Origin of the sequence: Vibrio sp. 10N.222.52.C3, from assembly GCF_041474195.1 — a bacterium.
GTDB classification, from domain to species: domain Bacteria; phylum Pseudomonadota; class Gammaproteobacteria; order Enterobacterales; family Vibrionaceae; genus Vibrio; species Vibrio crassostreae_C.
This window is the reverse complement of the sequence record NZ_JBFRTQ010000143.1, coordinates 5,907-10,681: the sequence shown is the minus strand read 5'-3', so window position 1 is coordinate 10,681 and position 4,775 is coordinate 5,907. Positions and strand designations below refer to the sequence as shown.

Sequence of the window (4,775 nt, the reverse complement as noted above, 5' to 3'; positions counted from 1 at the left end):
ACTATTGGGGGTCAGTTCACATCAACGGCTTTTTTCGTTCTAAAGCGAACATAATTCAAAGATGGGATCAGCGTTAGCCCCAGTTGAGAATCGACCAATTCGGTTGATCGGCTAACGCTTTCAAACGCGGGCACGGATTCACCAAATAGGCAAAATCAGCGTGTTCACACAAAGGTAAGTCATTGATTGAATCGGTATAAAAGTGGATGTCTGAGTAATTGGTTTCTTGCTTATCTAACCACTCTTTTAAACGCGTCACTTTGCCTTCACGGTAGCTTGGTACACCTGAGATCTGAGACGTGAAACGACCTTGGTTCTCGACCAAATCAATACCGAGTGCATTCTCGATACCAATCTTACGGCCGACCGCTTCTACTAAGAAAGTCACGCTGGCAGAGATGATCAACATATCGATATCATCATTCTCTAGCTGCTCAATCAAAGGTTTCGACTGTTTAAACTGCCTAGGTAAAATATGCTGCTCAACACACTCTTCCACCAAGGCGGTGACTTGCTCTGTTGGCATTTCCGCGAGTGGCTGCATAGCGAACGTGAGGTAATCTTCCATGTTCAGCTTACCTTCCGAATACAGGCCCATTAAGCGTTTATCTTCATCAATAAAGTTGGGCGCAGTGGCAATGCCCTTTTCAACCAAGAATTCATTCCAGAGCATCGCGGCATCGGCATTGATCAGCGTTTCGTCCATATCAAATACATACAAAGGTTTGAACATCTTAGGCTCTCACAGGTTGAATTTCGTTAAGGTTAAACAGGAGTTCAAGTTGGCTGCCGTTTGCCAACAGTCGTTCAGAGGAGCGGTTGAGTAGGTCGACCGTTAATTCACACTCATCAACGTCCACTTGGTAGCGAATCACGTTACCCAAGAGCTGGTGGTTACGAATGGTGCCCGTTTTCGGCGCGGAGATATGCTCGCCATACTGTCGACCTTGCTCCTTAACATAGATAGATTCAGGTCGAATCGCCACTTTCCATTCGGTTTCAATATTGAACAACTGCTTAGCCTTGTTTGCTTGCACCAGATTGTAGTGCCCCATGAACCCAGCCACAAATTCATTGGCAGGTTGAGTGTAGATCTCTTCAGGCGTACCGGCTTGGACGATCTCGCCTTTGTTCATCAGGAAGATACGGTCAGACATGATCATCGCTTCTTCCTGATCGTGGGTCACGAAGATCGTGGTCAGGTTCATCTCTTTTTGGATGTCTCGGATCTGTTGGCGCAGATGTTTACGGATCTTCGCATCCAGCGCTGAAAGCGGCTCATCCAACAGCAAAATACGTGGCTTCACCACCAAGGCTCTTGCCAAAGCCACACGCTGACGCTGACCGCCCGATAACTGATGCGGATAGAACTTTTCTTTGCCCGTTAAGTCCACCAGCCCAATCACTTTCGCGACTTCACGTTTAATCTCGTCAGCAGCAAGCTTTTTCATCTTGAGTCCAAACGCAATGTTGCCTTCAACCGTCATGTTCGGGAACAGGGCATAAGATTGAAACACCATGCCGATGCCACGTTGTTGCGGTACTTGGTGAGTAATCTCTTCACCATTAACCCAGATTTCGCCACCATCGACAGGGTTTAGGCCAGCCAAGCTGCGCAGCAGAGTCGATTTACCACAGCCACTTGGGCCAAGCAGAGTAATGAATTCGCCCTTCTCGATTGAAAATTCAATATCTTCAAACACCGTGTTGTCACCAAAGCGCTTGGTGAAGTTTTTCGCATTTACATAGCTCATTATTTTGTTCCCTGGCTGAAACGACTTGCCAACCAAGTCAGTAAGAAAATAAACAGGAAGTACGTCATCACTAGGGCTGACGTGAAGTGGCCGCTGGTTTGACGCATGTTGTATAGGTAGATTTGCAGTGTCTCGTAACGTGTACCCACCAAGATGTTGGCGAACACGAACTCGCCCAATAGGAACGAGAACGACAAGAACAGTGACGCCATTAAGCCTTTCTTAAGGTTTGGCAGAATAATCAATAAGAACGCCTTGGTGGTACTTGCGCCAAGCAGATGTGCCGCGTCCATCAAATCGTGCAGGTTAATCGCTTCAAAGCTGTTGGCAATCGCGCGATACATGAATGGCAACGCGATGGTGAAGTAAGTACCAATCAAGATCCACGGTGTGCCTATCAAGGAAATTTCACTATCGGCATATAGCTGAAGCAAGCCAACCGACGACACCACGGGTGGCACAGCGAATGGCAATAAGATCAGGATATTCATCACCTTGTCGAGTTTCGGGAAATAGTAAAACACCACGAAAATCGCAGGCAAGACCAACACCACACTCAATGACAGTGCTGCCACACAGATAAACAGTGAACGACCAAAAGCTTGTAAGAAGCGAGGATCGGTCAGCAGGTTGATATACCAATCTAACGTGAAGCCATCCGGCAGGATCGTTGCGCCCCAACGAGAAGAGATCGAGTAAATAAAGGTCGCTAAGATCGGGATCATCATGATGCCGACAATCGAATAGACAACCGTTTTATGAAAGCGAGTATTTACGGTGTTCATTACTTTCTCTTCCCTGCGTAGCTTTTACTGATCAGCCATTGGTTAATCACTGTGATGAAGGCCAGCATCGCCATCAGAATCACAGAAATTGCCGCGGCTAGGTTTGGTTCTAGGAACAAGTCGCCCGATACCAAGCTCGCAATTCGAATCGTAATCACGTTGTAGTTGCCCGAGGTCAACGCATACACACTTGCGTAGGCGCCAATCGCGTTAGCAATCAAGATGATAAAGGTGCCGAACAAAGCCGGAGATAACACAGGCAGCGCGATTTTGGTCCAGTATTGCCAAGTTTTCGCGCCAAGCAGTGCCGAAGCGGCTTGCCAGTCGTCACTCAGAGCATCAAACGCTGGATAGAGCAACAACACCGCCAATGGGATCTGGAAGTAGATGTAAATCGCCAGCAAGCCCCACTTGCCGTAAAGGTCGAAATCACCCAGCAATCCATACTGCTTGAGCAATAAGGTAATCGCACCATTGGTGCCCAAGATGATGATGAATGCGAACGACAGAGGCACACCAGAGAAGTTGCTGCTCATGTTGGTGAAAGCAATCACCGCATCGCGGATTTTAGAATCAACGCGGCGCAGTGAAGAAACGAGCAGAGTCGCGATCGCTAAACCAACAATGCTCGACCAAATCGACAGCCATAAACTGTTACCGAAGGCCTGCATCATGAAGGCAGAATCGAATATTTCAGAATAGTTTTCGAGAGAGAGCTCATCGTCGTAGAAGAAGCTGTTGATCAGCACCCAAACCATAGGTGCCAGTTGGAACAGATAGAAAAACAGCGCGAAAGGCGCAAGCCACAAAGCGGGCTTGAAGCGTTGAAACAAAGATTTGGTTTTGGGTTGAAGCGCAGAGCCATCGCTCTGCGTAATTACAGAACTGCTCATAAGGCCAACAATTCCTGAGTGTAAGATTTATCGTGTTCAAGGTTGAGTAACTGACAGACGCTGCCGCAGATATCGGTCTGTTTCACTGAACAGGCTTGGTGTGTGAACTTATCGCCAATCACAAAGAATGGCACTTCACGCTCTTCAGGCAGAATGCCACCGTGAGACAAGTCATTGTTCATGCCGTGGTCACTGGTGATGATCACTTGATAACCATCGTCTACCCATTTCTCAAGATAGTTTGATAGGTAAATATCCGCGCCACGAGCACTATTACGGTACTGGCGAGAATCCAGCCCATGCTTGTGTCCCATGTCGTCAATGTTCATTGGGTGAATCAGTAAAAAATCAGGCTGATGAGTCACGCGCAAGTGCTCTGCATCCAAGAACAAGGCTTCATCTGGGTAGTGGTCCCAATGGTAGAAACAGCCGTGTTGAATGTTCATGGTTTCATCGTTGGTAAAACGGTCACGCACAGCGTCAAACGGCGCTCGGTTATACAGCTCACTCACCCAATGATATGCCGCAGCAGCCGTCACTTTGCCCTGCGATTTAGCCAAGCTAAAGATCGACTCGTGATTCGATAAACGCACGATTTGGTTGTTAACGATGCCACTTTCGACAGGGCGAACCCCAGTTAAAATGCACTCATACAGCGGGCGTGACATAGATGGCAGCTCACATTGCACAGGGTAAAGCGTGGCGCGCAGCTTGTTTTTTTGCGTGCTCATGACTTGCGAATCGCCTTGTTGATTTTGGGAAACGCTGTGATTACTGTTTTTCGAGTCACTAAGTTCTAGAAGGCCGTTCAGGTAGCCCATGCAATCACGGGCTACCTGATAGTTCAGTCCATCTAGAACAACAAGGATAACCTTATTGCTCATGGTCTATTCTCTATTGCTTGTTTCTATAAGCCACCCGTACAGGTGGCGTGTTAAGCGGGGTTATTGCTGGTGAATCAATACGCTTTCTTGCCATTGACGTGGCAGGCGGCGTGCTGATTTTTCCCATGCTGAGAAGTCAGATACTGGGTGCACGTTGCTGTATTCATCGTTCGAGATCAGCTTGTCTTGTACTGATTGAGGTAGCGTAATGTTGCTGCGGATTGGGCGTGCGTAACCTTCTGCTAGGTTGATTTGGCCTTGGTCGCTGAAGATGTATTCACGAGCCAACTTCGCAGCGTTCGGGTTTTGTGCGTATTTGTTAATGATGGTGGTGTAACCAGAAATCACTGATCCATCTTGCGGGATGCTTACGGTAAAGCGCTCACGGTCAATCTTGTCGCGGTAGTTCAGTGCGTTGAAGTCCCACATGATTGCTACTTCCACTTCGCCTTTTTCAAG

The 4,775-nt window shown here is 47.8% G+C and carries 6 protein-coding genes; all 6 read right to left on the bottom strand.

What is annotated here, in order from left to right:
• Window positions 1–73: 73 nt before the first annotated feature.
• Complete coding sequence (locus AB4517_RS19445) at window positions 74–733, bottom strand: HAD family hydrolase (protein WP_372149265.1); 660 nt, start codon at window positions 731–733, stop codon at window positions 74–76.
• 1 nt (window position 734) lies between these two features.
• Window positions 735–1,754, bottom strand: a complete 1,020-nt coding sequence (locus tag AB4517_RS19440) for an ABC transporter ATP-binding protein (RefSeq protein ID WP_136977780.1) — start codon at window positions 1,752–1,754, stop codon at window positions 735–737.
• The gene (locus tag AB4517_RS19435; RefSeq protein ID WP_004732591.1) at window positions 1,754–2,539 is read right to left on the bottom strand and encodes an ABC transporter permease; all 786 of its coding nucleotides are present in this window, start codon (window positions 2,537–2,539) and stop codon (window positions 1,754–1,756) included. Before AB4517_RS19435 ends, AB4517_RS19440 begins: the two co-directional genes overlap by 1 nt.
• The gene (locus AB4517_RS19430; RefSeq protein ID WP_017061233.1) at window positions 2,539–3,432 is read right to left on the bottom strand and encodes an ABC transporter permease subunit; all 894 of its coding nucleotides are present in this window, start codon (window positions 3,430–3,432) and stop codon (window positions 2,539–2,541) included. The genes AB4517_RS19435 and AB4517_RS19430 overlap by 1 nt, the downstream gene beginning before the upstream one ends.
• Window positions 3,429–4,316 carry an alkaline phosphatase family protein gene (locus tag AB4517_RS19425; RefSeq protein ID WP_372149262.1) on the bottom strand — a complete coding sequence of 296 codons (888 nt, stop codon included), beginning with the start codon at window positions 4,314–4,316 and terminating at the stop codon, window positions 3,429–3,431. The genes AB4517_RS19430 and AB4517_RS19425 overlap by 4 nt, the downstream gene beginning before the upstream one ends.
• 60 nt (window positions 4,317–4,376) lie before the next feature.
• The coding region (locus tag AB4517_RS19420) for an ABC transporter substrate-binding protein (RefSeq protein ID WP_372149259.1) at window positions 4,377–4,775 on the bottom strand (399 nt) is incomplete at its 5' end.

What these genes read in the sequence shown, in the direction of transcription:
- AB4517_RS19445 (WP_372149265.1), bottom strand. Translation starts at nt 733, where the DNA reads ATGTTCAAACCTTTGTATGTATTTGATATGGACGAAACGCTGATCAAT.
- AB4517_RS19440 (WP_136977780.1), bottom strand. Translation starts at nt 1,754, where the DNA reads ATGAGCTATGTAAATGCGAAAAACTTCACCAAGCGCTTTGGTGACAAC.
- AB4517_RS19435 (WP_004732591.1), bottom strand. Translation starts at nt 2,539, where the DNA reads ATGAACACCGTAAATACTCGCTTTCATAAAACGGTTGTCTATTCGATT.
- AB4517_RS19430 (WP_017061233.1), bottom strand. Translation starts at nt 3,432, where the DNA reads ATGAGCAGTTCTGTAATTACGCAGAGCGATGGCTCTGCGCTTCAACCC.
- AB4517_RS19425 (WP_372149262.1), bottom strand. Translation starts at nt 4,316, where the DNA reads ATGAGCAATAAGGTTATCCTTGTTGTTCTAGATGGACTGAACTATCAG.